Raw genomic sequence first — 16,381 nt, 5'->3', positions numbered from 1 at the left:
TTTTCCTAAAATCTTTTTTCGACTTGCTTTTATAGGTACCGTTATTCTCACCGGTCGTCTTCGACGACCGGCTTTTCCAGGAAGTACATTAAAATGAATAAAAATAGTAAGTAAGTGAGTGACCAAAAAAATGTCGGGATGATCAAAAAATCAAAATCAGACATGAAGTAAGTTGAATAAAAAGAAAAGCCAATAAAGCCAATAATTGCGGTTTATTTTGCAATTGCTTCTTTTCAGATATTTCAGGAAAGGCCGCTTTCTTCGAAAGCGGGGAGAGCCCTGGGTACTATAGGAAGATCCGACCTAACTTGAAATTAAAGTTAAGATATGTCACAAACCAGGCCTATTTTGGGCAATACAACAGGATTTTCAAGGAGCCGGGGTTTGGCTTTTAAGTTGCCTTTTCCGGCCAGTTGCTTTCAGTGCTGAAACCCAATAGGCAGCTCACTTTCATCAGGGCTGACCACATACTGCTTTTCTTTTTCCAGGAGTTCCCCCTTTTTGGAAACACTCCACCTGTAATATCCGAGCCCTATCAGGCAGATCGGGTAGATAATTTCCCAGGTGAAGCCCGAGACCAGAAAGGCAAGGGAAGCAAGGGAAAGCACTGAAAAAACCCATCTTCGCCATCCGGTTTCGGTCTTCCAGTAGGCAAGGATGATGAAGGCATAGAGGAAGACGAAGTTCTGGTTTACCAGCAGGATAAGGTCCGAGACCGAGATTTTGAAAATATAAGTGGCCAGGATCAGGGCTAAAGATGAGACAAAAAGGACTCCAAGGGCAGGCACCGGAATGCTGCTCTCCGAAAGCTTCCCAAGGCTTGCCGGGAAGATCCCGGTCCTGCCTCCGGATAAGAGCAGGCGGCTGGCGGTAAAGTTCCAGGAGCAGGCGTTTGCTGCAACCACTATTACCATGAACCAGACCAGAAGGTCTCCTCCGGGGGTGAAACGGACAAGGCCCGAGAGCCCGGCTGCACCCTGAAGAGGGACCCCGGCTGCTTTTGCTCCCGCACTAATAAAGGCCAGGAGGAGGTAGATAGAAGTCACCAGGAAAAAGCTCAACCAGTAGAGGAGGGGGACGTTTTTCTCAGGGTCCTTTATTTCCCCGAGGGAAAAGGAGAGGTTCTCCCAGCCCAGGAAGGCCCAGAAAAGGAGGGCTGCAATGGTCCAGAGGTTTTTCGGGTTCACGCTTACACCTGCACCTGCACCTACAGCCGCATTTGCACCCGGGCTCCAGTTCAAGCTCACTTTCAGGGCTTCCAGAGCAATCCCGAGTCCGGAAGATAAAAAGTTCAGGTTGGAGAGGACAAGCAGGCCAAGCAAAAGGAAGAGCACGGCCAGAGCTGCATAGTTAATCAGGGAAACGGCCCTTATGCCTGCCAGGTTTGAGAGGGTCATCAGGACTATGAGAAGGACTGCAAAAAAGGCGACACCTGGCTCCGTAAGGGGTATTAGCTGTTGTACGTATTCGGCCCCGATAAGGGCAACGGCGGGGAGCCCGAAGAGGAAAGAGCCTCCGACAAGATAGGAAACCGCATACCCGCCCCAGGGACCCACGGCTTCTTCGGCGTAGCGGGCAAGGCCGGCGGTTGAGGGGAATTTCAGGCCCAGGCGGGCGCAGATCTGGATAAGGGGCACGGCGACAAGGGAGATCAGCAGCCAGCCGAGGACTGCCTCGTGGACGTTTCCGGCATCAAGGGCCAGGCCGGGGAGTGCAAGGATTCCCGTACCTATAAGCATGCAGATTGCAAGCCCGAGGCCCCGCCAGATGGTTATTGTTTTTCCGAGTTCTGTCATTTTTTTCGTCGCCGTAGATTCGGCATTTTAGTATATATCGCTTGGCTGGCAGAAATCCGGCATTACTTCCACTGGAAATCCATCAACGTGTTACTCCGGACATTAAACAACACATTTCTTCCCTTCACGGATCTCCTTCTCAAGGTTCCGCCGTCTGTTTTTCCGGACAAAACCATAATACCCTAGCCCTGTGAGGGCCACGGAATATAGGATTTTCCAGGTAAAGCCTGAGACCAGGAAGGACAGGGAGACCAGAGAAAGTGCCGAGTAGACCCAGCGCCTCCATCCGGTTTCGATCTTCCAGTAGGAGAGCAGGATAAAGCCGTAGAGGAAGAGGAAGTTCTGGTTTACGAGCATGATCAGGGAAGAAATCGGGATCTTGAAGATCCAGGTTCCCAGGATCACAAGCACGAAGACCGCGTACATGCTCAGGATGCAGGCCATGGGCTGCCCGCGTTTCGAAAGCTTTCCCAGATATGCAGGCAGGATTCCTTCCTTTCCCGAGGCATAGAGGAGACGGCTGGAGGCAAAGTTCCAGCAGGTCACGTTTGCCACGATAACGATTCCCATCAGCCAGATCAGCAGGTTTCCCGGAGGCGTGAATTTGACCAGTTCCACGAGTCCGGACGCCCCTCCCAGGGGGACGCCGCTTGCATCCGCCCCGATGCTTGTGACTGCCAGCATGAGGTAGATGAAAATTGTCAGGACAAAGCTCAGCCAGAAGACCCGGGGCACGTTCTTTTTGGGGTCCTGAAGCTCCCCAAGCCCGAAAGACATGTTTTCCCAGCCCAGGAAAGCCCAGAAAAGGAGGGCTGAGATTTTCCAGACATTATAAGGGTCAAGGGTTTCAAAATTCCCTCCCACAATTGCAGATACGCCTTCGGATAGGGCTTCCATGGAAAAACCTGCTCCTGAGGCAAAGAAGTCGAAGTTAAAGTAAGTAAGAGCCGCAATCAGGAAGAGGAGCACGACTACTGCTGCATAATTGAAGATAGAGACGAGCCTGACTCCGGCCATCGTGATGAGAGTCATGGCTGTGGCTATAAGAATTGCAAGCAGGTAAACCCCGGAGGGGGTAAGGTCAAAGAGGTGCTGCAGGTATTCCCCGCCGATAAGAGCGACCATAGGCTCTCCAAGCATAAAAGAGCCGCAGACGAGGGCTGTTACCGCATATCCTCCCCATTCTCCAACAGCTTCCCTGGCATAAAGGGAAATGCCTCCCGAATACGGGAACTTCACCCCGAGCCTGGCGCAGATCTGGATCAGGGGCATTGTTGCGAGGATGATCAGGAGCCAGCCGTAGACCACTTCCTCAACTGTCCCTACGTCCGCCACAAGGCCCGGCAGGCCCAGAAGCCCGGAACCTATGACCATCAACATGGCCAGTACCACACCGCGCCCTAAAGTAACTGTTTTTTTAAGTTCGGTTATTTTTCATCCCTTCTAACTCAAATAATTATAATAGTTAATATAAAAAATTATAGGAATAAAGATGAGAAGCAGGTGAAATGCCTTTCAGCCCTATAACCTTTGCGTTTTTTTGCACTCTTGCAGATTAAAGCCTGACTTTAACGCCTGACTTTAAAGCCTGACTTTAAAGCCTGCCTTCAGCGCCTGACTTTGCCCCGCCCGAGCGAAGCAAAAATCCCGAGGAAACAGAGCCCGGCAAAGAGGGTAAAGGCGATATGCACGCTGGTAAGGAGCCGGGCATGGTACTCTGCCGTAATCTCCACCCTGCCTATGACGATCGAGAAGATCATCATGGAAAAGCCCATGCTCAGCATCTGCCCGATCAGGCGCATGGTGCCCATGGTCCCGGAGGCGATCCCATAATAACGCTTTTCCACGGAACTCATGATCGCATTGGTATTGGGGGAGGAAAAGAGTGCAAAGCCAAAACCCAGGACCATCAGGATAACCGTTATGTTCCGGAGCGGGGTCTCTCCCGTCAGGAAACTCAAAGCAAAGAGGCAAATAGCTGCAAGCCCCATCCCTGCGGAAGCCACTATCCTGGGCTCGACTTTGTCCGAGAGCCTCCCTGCAAAAGGCGAGAAAAGAGCCATTACCACCGGCTGGGCTACGAGCACCGAGCCCGCCTCAAAAGGAGTCAGCCCCTTATTGAACTGGAGAAAGAGGCTGAGGAGAAAAGCAACTGCAGCCGTTGCACTGTAGTTGATTAAGGCGGCCAGGTTCGAGAGGGAAAAAGTAAGGTTGTCCCGGAAAAGCCGCAAATTCAGGACAGGGCTTTCGTTTTTCATTTCCCAGGAGATAAAGACCAGCAGCCCCACGAAACTCCCGGCAAGAAGCGCAAACCCGGCCCTCTCAGGGACCCTGGAGAGCCCGTAGATCAGGGAAAAGAGCATGAACCCGTAAATTACGGTGCCGATGTAATCGAACCTCTCCTTTTTTGCCCCCGCCCCTGCAACCTTCACCCTGAAAGAGAGCAGGAACGCCGCAATCCCCACGGGCACGATGGACAAAAAGATGCTCCTCCACCCGAAAGCCTCCGCAAGCACCCCGCCCAGGAATGGCCCTGCCGAAAGCCCGATGTACACCGCCGAAACATTGATCCCGAGAACCCTCCCCCTCTCACTCCCCGGAAAAACCGCTGTCACGAGCGCAATCGCCGTCGCATAGATCATAGCCCCCCCGATCCCCGCCAGCACCTCGCACCCGATAAGCATCGGGACCGAAACCGAAAACCCGCAAAGCAAGACCGCAAGCGAATAAACAATTATCCCGGAAGTGAAAATCTTCTTCATCCCGTAAAGGTCAGCCAGCCTCCCGAACGGTATCAGGAGCACCGCCGAAGTCAGCAAATAAGTAGTCGGAATCCACCCCAGCAGCACCGCATCCGCCCCGAACTCCCTCCCTATCAGGGGCAGGGCGACATTGACGGAAGAAGCAATGTAAGGAGACAGGAAAGAAGCAAGAGTTGCTGCAAAGAGCACACATTTCATTTCCCCTGACGTGTATTCGTGCATATGTGGGGCTTGACCGGGAGCTGGCATGGTAGTTCTGTCCTTTTTACGAAAGTCGATGGTATGAAGGAACATTTTTGCTCCCGATGTTTAAAGAGTTTTCCAAATAACCGTAAGCTCTCAGAGTTAATTCAGTACCATAAAACCGCAAGCCCTCAGAATTGATTCAGTACCGGGGCTCTCACCGGTCAGCTTGCTGACCGGCCCTTTCCTGAAAAAAATGAAAAAGAAAGGATGTTCCATTACGCAAAGAGCAGGCCGAGATAATGTAAAAAAGCAACAAGAAGCGCCGCGAAGCTGAAAATAAGTGCAACCCCTGAGACCTGGACAAGCCAGCACTTCTCCTTTACTATTTTTTCAAATGTTTCCCTGGATATTTGAGTTGAATTTATATTCGTTTTAAAATTTCGCCTGAAAAAGACCAGAACCGCAAAACTCAGGCTCAAAAGCCACAAAAAAAGCGGAGCCACATAAATAAGCACCGAGTATTCAGACCAGACCCTCAAATCTGAAAAAGCGATGGCATGAAAGTAGATGCCCTGAAGTAAACTGGTAATAACCACAAACTGCCTTGCCGTATCTTCAATTGAGGAAATGGATTCCCCCACAAGCTTTTCGGCATTTTGCTTCCAGAAAGGGTTCGGTTCAACAGGAATAACCGGAATCTCTTCATCCGGAACGTCGGTTTCAGTACCTTCTTCTTGCATGATTACACTTCGTGCAGAAAGTTTTTCCCGCATTTCGGGCATTTGATGTCTATCTTCATGCTCTTTTCAGGTTTTTTCTTCAAAAAGTCAAACAAAGCCCGGGATATCGGAGCTTCCCCCTCTTTAACCAGTTCTTCTACATCCATACGGAACTTGAATTTACAAAAAGGACATTTTATGAGTTCAAGCGCCATGATTATTCACCAGCTTTTCAAATTGAGCATCAAATTCTTCCTCTCCCATTTTATTTCTTAACTCTGCCAGGTCTCTTTCAGCCAGTTGAACATATGGGGAATTAATTGATTTGAAAATCAAAAAAGAAATTAAATAAGCCTGAATAGCAAGTGGATACACCTCTTTTTCCACATGTATCTTCCCTAATTGCCCCAGTGTTGAAGCAATTCCTTCTTTGTCCTCCAGTTCTTTAAATTTTTTCAGCGCTTGGTTATACATTTTAGCTGCCTCCTCATAGTTGCCCTGACGGTAATTAGTATTTCCTATAGCGTGCAGTGTTCGTGCGGTACCTCCTTTATCTTCCAGTTCTTCAAATTTTTTCAGCGCCTGGCTATATTTTTTGACTGCTTCTTCGTAATTTCCCTGGTCCGTATGAATAAGTCCTAACTGTCCAAATGTTTCTGCAATTCCCTTTTTGTCCCCTATTTCCCCCCTAATTTTCAGAACCAAATTATACTTTTTGACTGCTTCTTCGTAATTACCCCGCAGATAATGAACATTTCCAAGTTGGTGTAGCGCTAGTGCAGTCCCTCCTTTATTCCTCAGTTCTTCCTCAATTTTCAGAGAGTCTTCATATTTTTTGACTGCCTCTTCGTAGTTGCCCTGATTTTGATGAAGTATTCCGACTTGAATCAGTATTCCTGGAACACTACTTTTGTCCCCTAATTCTTCAAACGTTTTCAAGGACTGATTATACATCTCAAGCGCTTCCTCATAGTTGCCCTGATTCTGATGAATAATTCCGATTTGGTACAGTGTTCCTGCAACTCCTTTTTTGTCTCCCAGTTTTTCTTTTATTTTCAGAGACTGGTCATACGTATCAAACGCTTCCTTGTAGTTTCCCCTGGCCTGAAAAATAGTTCCAAGCATGTGTAATGTTCCTGCAACCCCTCTTATTTTGCCCCTCTCTTCATACTCAGATTTAACTTTTTTATACATCTTTAAAGCTTGATCTAGGTCACCAAGACGCTGGAAAACTGTTGCCAAAACATATTCAGAATTTGTTTTCGTATCTCCTGATGTTGTTTTGATGGATTCGTTCAACAGATTCATTGCAAGTTCGATATGCCCCCAGCGGATCAGATAGTCGGAAGTAAGTTCTACAATTTTACTGGCACTTTCCCATTCTTCAGCCTGATAATAATAATCTCTCGCTTTCAGGTGTTCCCAGAGGTTTCTGGACTGGGTGCCAAGAATCTCATAGTATCTGGCAGCCCTTATGAGGAGCTCTTTTTCGTCCAGCCCGTCTTCTTCCAGTTTCCTGCGTGCGAAATCCTTTACAATCGTGTGTTCTGAGTAGACGGTCTTTTCATACTCCTGCTCTTTTGAGATAAGCCCCCACTGGAGGAGCTTTTGCAGAGGTTCCCCAACGGACGGGCTTGCGTCCTTTTCATCCCCGACAATCCAGGAGAGGGCTTCGACAGGAACAGCTTCTTCGTAGATTGAGGCGCAGAGGAGCAGTTTTCTTGCGGCGGCGTCCAGTTTTGAATAGGACCTGTCCAGCAGGGTGAACTCGATAAGCTTTTTTTGGAGAGGTTCAAGTTCCAGTAAAAGGTCGTCCACCCCCTGATTGGAGGCAAGTACAGCGAACTGGCCTATGGTCCAGGGGTGGCCGCCTATGACGTCGTATATCCTCATCTTAATGTCCATATCGAGGTCAGCGAGTTCAGTATAGTTGTCCATAAGCCAGTTGGTCTGTGGGAACTGCAGTTCGGGGAGAGAAATGTGTTCGAAATCTCCGGTAAGTCTGCCTTCAAGCGGGTCAAAATCGTAACGGGTTGTAATTATGAATTTTGTACCGTTGATTGTATTGTTCAATAGATGCAGGATGAATTCTTTGAGTTCAGGGCTTTCAATATCATCTCTATCTTCATTCAGGCAGTCTTCAAAATTGTCAAAGATTACCAGAAAACGCACCTGGTTAAGTATGTCGACCAGCACGGATGTTTTAACTTCAAGGGATACGGGCTGGTTGATGACTTCATTTAACTGGAAAAAACCTTTCCTCATGACAAAGTTGTTGATCCTGTCAAGAATATCTTCAGGCCTGCTCTTTGAGGTCATTTTCATTCCGAAAAAACCTTCAAAATAATCGTTCATTTCCAGCACAAGCCGGGTTGCAAGGACGGTCTTGCCCAATCCGCCGAAACCGTAGATGATGACGGCACGTTTTATGTCGGATTCAAATCCTTTTCTTATAAGCCGGAGTTCTTTCCTTCTGGATACGAATCCCGTTTTCATTACCTGCAAGTCCTTCAACATCATTGGCTTGCTTACGAACATAGAGGGTTCGGGTTTAAGCTCACCTGCCAGGACACAGTCCTTATCCGAAAGGTACAGCACAGGAGTTGCAAAATCCACTCCATTGCTTTTCTCCGAATTCCGGATCATTATTCTTGCTTCTTTCAGAGCCAGGTCAACTGGTTTTCCGTTGGCAATAGTCCTGTAAAACGTGTGGGCAAATTTCGTGGCAACTTTATCAAGGATAGAATACTGCATTGCTACAACAGCGGGAATTCCACGAATTGAAAGCACACTTGCCAGGTCTGAAAATGATTTCCTGTTAGAGCCTTTTGCCGTCTGGCAGGAACTGAGCACCACAAGCCTTATTCCCCTTTCAGAGAAAAGTTCAGCTACTTTCTCGTTATCTATTAACCTGGGTTTTCCTTTCTCAGTTTCAAGAAGAAGGTATCCTCTCTCACTTTTTTCATCAAAAATACCGTGCCCTGTGAAATGCACTATATGGTAATCATTCTCGGTAAGGCAGTCCTGGATATTTTCAAAAGTAGCGTCATCTGTAAAATCAATCTTTATTTTCTTCTCCCGATAAAGACCATCAACGGCTTCCAGAATGATTTCCTGCTCTTTTTTTGTATTCAAAGGTGGAACCCTCGGGTCATCAGGCCCGGATATAATAACGAGCATTCTCAACATGGATTCCAGAGGTTCGGACTTTTTTTTAACCGCTCCTGAAGGCAGTCGGGAAATCAAAATACTTTTTCTCGTAATTAGAAACTCCTTCCCGTTATGCAGGTACTCCCACGGAAGAGCTGCAATTTCCGGGACTCCTTCATCACACCTGAGCGAAATCCTGATCCCACTGCCATTTTCCTGAGCTGCCTTTAAGGAGTTGTTGAAGTACTCTCCAAGCTCCCCGGAGAATACTATTTTGTACAGCATTTTCCCGAAATCTTTGTGCGGCTCTTCTTTCTCTTTCTCTTCTTCTTCCGGTTTTTCTATTTTCTCCTTTTGTTCCTTCAGTTTATCGGGAACTTCAGTTACTTTTTTTTCGATCTTTTCAAGCATCTCCCGGAACTTATAGTCCTGCCTGAGTTCGAAATCGCTGCTTGCTACGACATTTCCATCCTCCAGAAGCGAAGCGCGGTAAAAATACTGAGGGGCTTCGGGGGGTCTGGCAACCTGAAGATCGAGAGAAGAGTAGTCCAAAAAATCACCAGTCATTACTTGGGGATCATACTTAATAAGTTTAAGGAGTATATAAAGATAAAAATAATAAGTAAGACCTGAAAACCGTAAATGAAAGCAGAACTCAGCTTTTAAAGGGTGTTCAAATAAGCAAAAGAGATTAAACACATTTCACGGTGAATTTGGGCTATTATCTGGCAAAGGGGGTTAGATAAGTCCAATTTCCACGATTTCTATTAATTATTAAGGAAAAGCCGGTCAGCAAGCTGACCGGTGAGATCCCGGGGTTCTGATAGCAATCAGACCCCGGTTAGACTGGATTACGGAGGAACAGCATTCTCCACGTTATCCCTTTAATATTGGACCTCATTCTTTTTAATTCCATCGTTTTTATCCTATTTTTTTTATATTCATTAGTTTATTCTGTATTTTTTGTTCAGCCTTTTCTATTCCCGGCTTTACTCTTTCTTCTCAACACAGATCAGTTCTTCACAATACGGGAGTTCCTTTTTCATCCAGTCGCAGAACTCCAGCCACTCGTCCAGTTTGTGGTGCCGGCGCTGGAAGTAGATGTTCCGGAGTTCGGCGTAGTTGGTAATCACGGTACGCTTCTGCATGTAGGCACTCGGGAGGTCCTGGACGAGTTCCCTGAAGACGGCTTTCCGGTATGCAGTGTCTTCTTCGCTGTCCCCTGCCCTGGATTTGTAGGCTTTGATCAGGTCGTTGAGGTGCCGGATATGGGCGTTCCTGTACTCGGTCATGGTGTCAAAGGAAAAGTCGTGGGGGGCAAGGTCACGGCTGGTCAGTTTGTGCATGGTTGAGGTGGAGTTCTTTTCAACGAACTTATAAGTGTCAAACTCCTTCCACCAGTAGAGGGGGGCTGTGAGGTCAAAGCAGACCTGGATGAACCTCAAGAATTTGCCGTGCTCGGTCCCTGCAAGGGTCAGGCGCTGGGCCAGGTTCAGGTCCTTTTCCCCTAGCTCGCAGTTTCCGGCTGCATCCGGCTGGCTGCTGTCCATCAGGTGCCAGGAGTTCAGGGGATTCCTCATGCCTTGAATTGCGTAGTAAATGTTGTATGTGCCGTGTAACTCGATTTTGATCATGAAAGCGCCTCTTGAGCCAGTGTATAACAGTGCATAACTATGATTAACTATGATTATGGCCGATTTTTAATATTTATTTCGCAGGGGAAAGGAGTGCAACCGGATTTCAGGTAAAAACCCTTAAAGTGCTCTTAAAGTGTCCTTAAGTGCCCAAAAATGCCCTTTCTGCATCCAGCCCTGCAGCTTTCCGATATGGATTCAATATTATTTTTCAAAAGTGCCTGTTCTATATCGGAGCCTCTGCATATAACCGTTGTCATTATTATATAAAAAAAGAAGAAAAGAAAAAACAGGAAGGGAGAAACAAGAAAAGGAATTAATAAGCTCAACTCCCCGGAAACTATGAAAAGACTCTTAAAAATCCGCGCGTTAAGTTTGAAAAGAAAATCCGGTTTTTCGGGGGTAACTTATTTAAGAAAAAAATTACTGCCATTTAATGCATGATATACCCTTTTAAGTACAACTTAACCGCAAACACCGGGTTTTTTCGAATTACCACCAGTAGCCAGATTGTATATTTTAAATATGATATTATTAACTTCAATCAGCTCCAAATAACCCAGAAGCAAAAATAAACCCCGGCCTAAAAATCAGCTACTGGCCTGAAAATTAGCCATTACCCGGATATATTAGATATAAGCTTGAAAATTAGCCATTAACCTGAGAAATGAACCCTATAGAACCTTTCTACATTGTCATCCTCTTTCTTACAGGCGCTTTTACGGGCCTGGTCTCCGGGCTGCTCGGAGTGGGAGGAGGCTTTATCATGTCCCCTATCCAGTACTGGCTCTTTCAGGAGGCAGGAATTTCCCCTGACCTTGCGTTACGGATCGCTTTCGGGACAAGCCTCTTCGTAATCCTCCCGAATGCCATCAGCGGGACTTTGAAGCACCAGCGGCACTCGGCCGTATTATGGAAGCAGGCGGTGCTAATTGGGGTCTCCGGGTCGATTGCAAGTTTCGGGGGGGCAGCTGTGGCTTCTTATTTGCCGGCAGCAGTCCTGAGCAAGATTTTCGGGGTCACAGTCATTCTGGGAGCACTCAAAACCTACACGACCCCGGCTGTGAGGGCTGAGAACGGGATAAGTTCCAGCACACTCCTTTATGTGGGTGCCGGCATCGTAATTGGGTTTTTTTCAGGGCTTGTAGGGATCGGCGGAGGGGTACTTGGCATCCCGATCATGCTTATTTTCCTGCATTTTGATATGAGAAAAGCCGTCGGGACTTCGGCTGCGGTTATGATCTTCACGTCTTTCGGGGGGGCGCTCGGGTACGTAATTAACGGCTGGGGAGAGCCCGGGCTTCCTCCTTACTCCCTGGGCTACGTCAACCTCCTGAACTGGCTTTTGCTCGCAGGGCCCGGGGTTCTGGCTGCAAGGAAAGGAGCCCAGATTGCCCATGTGGTAAACCCGGAATACCTCAAGCACTTCTTTGTATTCCTGATGGTCTACATAGGGCTGAAAATGATGGGGGTCTTTTAAAAAACTAAGAGGAAGAAGAAAGGGAAAAAAGGGCTACCTGAAAAGAGAATCTGAAAAAAGGTTTCAGGCACTTTCGATGATTCAGGCATTTTCGATGATTCAGGCGCTTTCAATGGCCGCTACGGGATCAAGTTTTGCAGCCTTCAGGGCTGGGTAAACTCCGGCGATCACATTGATTATGAAGGCAAAAAAGGCAGCATAGACGAAGTTAAGGGGCTCGACTTCAAGCGGGAGGGTCTGCAGCCCGAAATACATCTCCTGGGGAACTTCGATCTGGTAGTTCTGGAGATAGACAGTTGTGATGTAGCCAAGGACAGTGCCCAGCGCAAGGCCGATGGCCCCCAGAAATACGGACTGGAAAAGGAAAACGATCGTGATACTCTTTTTCGAGGCCCCCATGGCCTTGAGGATTCCGATTTCGCTGGTCCTCTGGGCAACAACGGTGATCAGGGTGTTTGCAATCCCGAAGCCTGCAATCCCGTAGATCAGGGCATAGAAGACATTTACAAAGGCCATCTGGGTTTCCAGGAGGTTCAGGATCTCGGCGTTTGCTTCAGCCCAGCTCACTGCATCAAGCCCGGTTTCATCCTCAATTTCTTTTGCAAGGGTTTCTGCCTGGTATGGGTCCGAGACCCGGACTCCTATGTTGCTTACGACTCCCGGCTCATTGAAAAAGTCCTGAAGGGAATCCAGCCTTGCATATGCCGTTACCTCATCTGCCGCAGTCCCGGTGTGGACCAGGCCGACCACCTTAAAAGAAGTTGTCTTTGAACCCGGAAAAACTGCATTCACCCGGTCCCCTACCTTAACCTCAAGGTTTTGGGCAAGCTTGTCCCCGAGCACGATCCCGTACCTGGTATGGACAAGGGCCAGGAATTCCCCCTCAACAACGTCCTCGCTGACCTTCATAACCGCATCTTCGGCCAGGGGGTCTACGCCCTGCAGGGAGACGCCTTCGGTATTATCCCGGTATTCCAGCGCCGCCTGGCCCAGGTATTTGGGGGATACGGCCAAAACCCCTTCCTTTTCCAGAACCCTGGACGAGGTGTGCCTGTACAGGTGAATGAATTCCTCTTCTTCGTCTGCCGGGCCGATCACGATATGGGGATTGTTCTCGATGCTCGCCTTTACAAGCTCTCCCTGAAAACCCGAAAGCATTGCCATCATCACCGTGATAACCGCAACTGCAAGAGCGACAGCCATGATGGCAAATACGGTCTGCCTCCTCCTGGATAAAACCTGCCTCAAAGCAATTTTCAGTTCATACACGGGATAAAACTCCTGGGACTTTTCGGATGACCTGCCTGCATATACGATATATACGGGCTTTTTCAGGCTGCCTGAAACGGCTGAAATTTTATACTCAATTTTGGGATTCAAGGTTATAAATCAGTTTCTGATCCCGGCAGAAAACAGGGAGTGAAAAAATGGCTTTGCAGAAAACCTCTTTTAACCAGCTGCAAAAAGTTGATAAAACCACAGGAAAAGGTTTAACCCGGACTGTTCAGGACAGGCAGGTATAATTTCCCTGTTCAGCTACCCCCAAAAACCTTTTTTAATCCTCTTTTCAGTACCGACACTCTCACCGGTCGTCTCAGACGACCGGCCTTTTCTGGAAATTACATTGTATAAATGAAAATTTGGAAAACTGGTCCAAAAATTTGAACAAAATAATTAAAGATGTCATTTCAGTGACTGAAAAATATTTTACTATGAGTAAATACCATCCAGATGAATGAAAGGCATGATATCAAAATGATGATCTCAAAAGCATGATCTCAAAAGCATGATCTCAAAAGTAGGCTGGACAGGCTGGAAAATCAGAGTGAAAGGCATCCTCTTCATCAGTTATTTTCACCTGCTTATTTTGCAAGTGACTTTTTTATTGACTTCGGAAAAGGCCGCCCGCTGAGGCGGGCGGTGAGAGCAAGGGGAGCGATGAAGATAAAGACCTAACTTAATCGGAGTCTGGAATCGGTCCCTATCCGGCTTTTCCGGCAACGCAGCCGAATTCCTGCGGAGTCGAAAATACAGAGGCTTTAAGAAAAAAAGCAGAAAAACAGTGATTTGGACAAGAAAAGTAGAGATCGAAAAAAAGGGAGGGTTAAAGCTGCACGTAGTGTGCAACTTCGCCCAGGTCTTCCTCGATCCTGAGGAGCTGGTTGTATTTTGCGGTCCTTTCGCCGCGGGCAGGGGCTCCGGTCTTGATCATTTCTGCCCCTATGCCGACTGCGAGGTCCGAGATGGTGGTGTCTTCGGTTTCGGCCGAGCGGTGGCTTACGATTACGGTGTAACCGTTTCTGGAAGCCATGCTTGCAGCGTCAAAGGCTTCGGAGATTGACCCGATCTGGTTGACTTTGAGGAGGAGGGCGTTTGCGGCTCCCATGTCCACGCCTTTGGAGAGCCTCTCAATGTTTGTTACGAAGAGGTCGTCGCCCACGATGATCGTGTCCCAGAGTTCGCTTGTGAGGGCCTCGAAGTCTTCAAAGGATTCCTCGTAGAAGGGGTCTTCGATGGAGAGGATCGGGAAGGTGTTCACAAGCTCGACGTAGTAGTCCAGCAGCTCGGGAGCAGCCAGTTTCTTTCCGTCGATTGTGTAGAATTCGTCTTCGTAGAACTCGGAAGCTGCACAGTCAAGCCCGATTGTGACTTCGGTTTCAGTGTAGCCTGCTTCTTCGATTGACTGGACGAGGGCTTCTAAGGCTTCTGCAGACTCGCTCATCTTGGGGGCATATCCTCCTTCGTAGCCCACGTTAATCGAAGAGCGGCCGTATTTCTGTTCTAAGAACTTTCCGAGGGTGTGGTAGATCTCAGCCCCGATCTGCATAGCCTCGTAGAAAGTCTCTGCCCCTTTGGGCTGGATCATGAATTCCTGGATTGCAAGCTCATTGCCTGCGTGTTTGCCTCCGTTCAGGACGTTCATGGTCGGAACAGGCAGGGTAAAAGCGTTTGAGCCTCCGAAATAGCGGTAAAGAGGCATGTTAAGGGCATCAGCTGCAGCTTTTGCAACGGCCATCGAGACGCCGAGGACCGAATTGGCGCCGAGGTTGGACTTGTTCTCGGTTTCGTCGAGCTCGATCATCAGTTCATCGATTTCCCGCTGGTTTCGCACATCAAGTCCCAGCAGCTCCTTCTGGATGATGGTGTTCACGTTCTTGACCGCGGTGAGGACACCTTTTCCACCGTACCTGTTCAGGTCCCCATCCCGAAGTTCGAGAGCTTCGTTCGTGCCCGTGGAAGCCCCTGAAGGTACACTTGCCCTTCCGAACCCCTTAGGTGTAAACACATCAACTTCAATGGTGGGATTTCCCCTGGAATCCAGGATCTCCCGAGCGTGTATCTTTTGTATTTTGTAATCTCCAGAATCCTGCTGTAAACCGATATACGACATCATTTCACCCTTTCTAATATCTGATCTATCTATACATATATTCTGTTATTTGAAGCTTGACCTTTAACTTCAGGCCTTTGCCCCGATCTGAACTTACATGTACGAATGGTATTTAATTCTTTATTGCAATAATATTAAATTTTTTTTTATGTTACGGATGTTAAGGTTTATGTTAAGGATGTTAAGGTATACTTCATCAAAATGACCTTTTATCTACCTGCAGATGCTGGGTTTAAAGGTTTTGGTTCAGCTTACAAAACTGATTTTTCCGGGAGAGCTATTTTTAAGACTATTAAAGATTTTTATACCTCAAGTCAGGGAAAACAGTCTGGAAAAGAAGTAGATATATGTTTTTTCCCCGGACATGGTTCAATTAATTTAAAAAAATAATTTTATCTACATAAATTATATAAACCTGAAAGTATTATTCACATTCGATGACCGACGATTCTCCTGTTAATTTATCCGAAAAAGAGTATTCAGTTATTGACATGCTCCAGAGCCTGGGCCTCCCAAGGACGGAAGCCACGGCCATCGTATGCCTGAAAGACTGCAGGGAGCTCAGGTCCCTCCACATCGAACTTGTTTCCGGGCTCAGGCAGCCGGAAGTAAGCGTAGCTATGCGTCCTTTGAGGGACAGGGGCTGGGTGGACGAAAGGTCCGAAAAAAAGAGCAAGGGAAAAGGAAGACCTGTAAAATATTACCAGCTGATCGTGCCGTTCCCCCAAATCGTGCAGACCCTTGAAGAGGAATTTTTAAAAGACAACAGGGAAAAAATGGATGCCCTCCGAAGGCTAAGAGAACTGGAGATCATGCCGGAAAACTGAACCCGGAAAAATTTGTATACCTGCTTTTCCAGAAAGTTTCCAGGCCCTTCTGAAATTTACCCGGAATTACATACCTGACTAACACATACATTATTTCCCGAATCCATCTATTATTTCCAGAATATATTTATCTTCAAATACATCCTTTTTCAAGGAATGTTCATTCCGAATCATCTGTGACTACTCCCGTCACTGAAGTGACGGGCATCTACCAGAATTCTGGAGAGATTGTAATCCCAATCTCAGAATATTCATAGCAGCATTATGATCTCTATCAAGAGTAAGACCACAATAAGGACAACTGTGTACTCTCTCTGATAGTTCTTTTTTGACTATTTGACCACAGCCTGAGCACATTTGAGACGTATTACACGGATTGACAAACTCTACACGTTTACCAGCCCATTCTGCCTTGTAAGACGTGATAGTTATCAAT

The 16,381-nt window shown here is 47.4% G+C and carries 13 protein-coding genes; 3 read left to right on the top strand and 10 right to left on the bottom strand.

The window, feature by feature from the left end:
- Positions 1-419: 419 nt before the first annotated feature.
- The 7 genes from FTO70_RS10915 to FTO70_RS10885 form a co-directional block, all read right to left on the bottom strand.
- Positions 420-1,796, bottom strand: a complete 1,377-nt coding sequence (locus FTO70_RS10915) for an APC family permease (RefSeq protein WP_255335789.1) — start codon at positions 1,794-1,796, stop codon at positions 420-422.
- A 102-nt stretch (positions 1,797-1,898) separates the two neighbouring features.
- Positions 1,899-3,176 (bottom strand): APC family permease, encoded by a 1,278-nt coding sequence (locus tag FTO70_RS10910; protein ID WP_255335788.1) that lies wholly within the window; start codon positions 3,174-3,176, stop codon positions 1,899-1,901.
- Positions 3,177-3,403: 227 nt separating this feature from the next.
- The gene (locus FTO70_RS10905) at positions 3,404-4,852 is read right to left on the bottom strand and encodes an MFS transporter (RefSeq protein WP_255335787.1); all 1,449 of its coding nucleotides are present in this window, start codon (positions 4,850-4,852) and stop codon (positions 3,404-3,406) included.
- Positions 4,853-5,019: 167 nt separating this feature from the next.
- A complete protein-coding gene (locus FTO70_RS10900) occupies positions 5,020-5,484 on the bottom strand; it encodes a hypothetical protein (RefSeq protein WP_255335786.1) in 465 nt (154 codons plus the stop codon).
- 2 nt (positions 5,485-5,486) lie between these two features.
- On the bottom strand, positions 5,487-5,678 hold the full coding sequence (locus FTO70_RS10895; RefSeq protein WP_255335785.1) for a hypothetical protein: 192 nt from the start codon (positions 5,676-5,678) through the stop codon (positions 5,487-5,489).
- The gene (locus tag FTO70_RS10890) at positions 5,668-9,024 is read right to left on the bottom strand and encodes a tetratricopeptide repeat protein (RefSeq protein WP_255335784.1); all 3,357 of its coding nucleotides are present in this window, start codon (positions 9,022-9,024) and stop codon (positions 5,668-5,670) included. Before FTO70_RS10890 ends, FTO70_RS10895 begins: the two co-directional genes overlap by 11 nt.
- A 578-nt stretch (positions 9,025-9,602) precedes the next feature.
- Positions 9,603-10,247: a hypothetical protein gene (locus FTO70_RS10885; RefSeq protein WP_255335783.1), complete on the bottom strand. Its 645-nt coding sequence runs from the start codon at positions 10,245-10,247 to the stop codon at positions 9,603-9,605.
- Between the two features lie 667 nt (positions 10,248-10,914).
- Here FTO70_RS10885 and FTO70_RS10880 point away from each other — a divergent pair.
- Positions 10,915-11,727: a sulfite exporter TauE/SafE family protein gene (locus FTO70_RS10880; RefSeq protein WP_255335782.1), complete on the top strand. Its 813-nt coding sequence runs from the start codon at positions 10,915-10,917 to the stop codon at positions 11,725-11,727.
- A 99-nt stretch (positions 11,728-11,826) separates the two neighbouring features.
- Here FTO70_RS10880 and FTO70_RS10875 read toward each other — a convergent pair whose 3' ends face one another.
- On the bottom strand, positions 11,827-12,996 hold the full coding sequence (locus FTO70_RS10875; protein ID WP_255335847.1) for an ABC transporter permease: 1,170 nt from the start codon (positions 12,994-12,996) through the stop codon (positions 11,827-11,829).
- 835 nt (positions 12,997-13,831) lie between these two features.
- The gene (gene eno / locus FTO70_RS10870; protein WP_255335781.1) at positions 13,832-15,118 is read right to left on the bottom strand and encodes a phosphopyruvate hydratase; all 1,287 of its coding nucleotides are present in this window, start codon (positions 15,116-15,118) and stop codon (positions 13,832-13,834) included.
- 201 nt (positions 15,119-15,319) lie between these two features.
- On the opposite strand from eno, the gene FTO70_RS10865 reads away from it, so the two are divergent.
- Positions 15,320-15,508, top strand: coding sequence for a hypothetical protein (locus tag FTO70_RS10865; protein ID WP_255335780.1), 189 nt, complete (start codon positions 15,320-15,322; stop codon positions 15,506-15,508).
- Between the two features lie 47 nt (positions 15,509-15,555).
- The gene (locus FTO70_RS10860; RefSeq protein WP_255335779.1) at positions 15,556-15,945 is read left to right on the top strand and encodes a transcriptional regulator; all 390 of its coding nucleotides are present in this window, start codon (positions 15,556-15,558) and stop codon (positions 15,943-15,945) included.
- Positions 15,946-16,134: 189 nt separating this feature from the next.
- On the opposite strand, the gene FTO70_RS10855 is transcribed toward FTO70_RS10860, so the two are convergent.
- A complete protein-coding gene (locus tag FTO70_RS10855) occupies positions 16,135-16,380 on the bottom strand; it encodes a transposase (RefSeq protein ID WP_255335778.1) in 246 nt (81 codons plus the stop codon).
- Position 16,381: the final 1 nt, after the last annotated feature.

Source organism: Methanosarcina sp. KYL-1, assembly GCF_024372725.1.
Classification (GTDB): domain Archaea; phylum Halobacteriota; class Methanosarcinia; order Methanosarcinales; family Methanosarcinaceae; genus Methanosarcina.
Note: the sequence above shows the minus strand (reverse complement) of the source record. Positions and strands in the feature narration are given on the sequence as shown.